General features: G+C 34.9%; 1 protein-coding gene. It reads right to left on the bottom strand.

The genetic code is table 11. The features are described from left to right. Positions 1-361, bottom strand: a 361-nt coding sequence (locus tag HC175_RS19910; RefSeq protein ID WP_168139823.1) for a porin family protein, incomplete at its 3' end; no start/stop codon positions are given. Positions 362-395 lie beyond the last annotated feature (34 nt).

Genomic DNA, 395 nt, shown 5'->3' with positions numbered 1-395 from the left:
AAGAAGGGCCAGCTTCGATAGATAAAGATTCTGTAAGGTATATTTTAGCTAAAACTGGAACCTGTACATAGTCCAGATTGTATTCAGTTTGTATAGGACCGCCCCCAAGCATAATCACATCTGCCTCTGTACCTTGCGTTGAATATAATACTTCTGGCTGTAATGAAAATCTATTTCCTAAAGGAATTTCTGCTAAGAGACCTAAATGAAATCCAGTTCGAGAGTTTGTCTCAGAGAAACTGTCGGAATTCATATTCGTAAGATTAAGGCCTCCTTTAGCTCCAAAATAGACAAACTCCTGAGCTTTAACGGTTGTGCCTGTAAAAATAATAAGTGTAAAAATTAGAATTAGATTTCTCATTGTGGTTAAAATTTATGATTAATTAAAAAGTTGA

This window comes from Salinimicrobium oceani, from assembly GCF_012037645.1.
The sequence above is the reverse complement of the archived record's forward strand: the minus strand, read 5'-3'. Positions and strand labels throughout refer to the sequence as shown.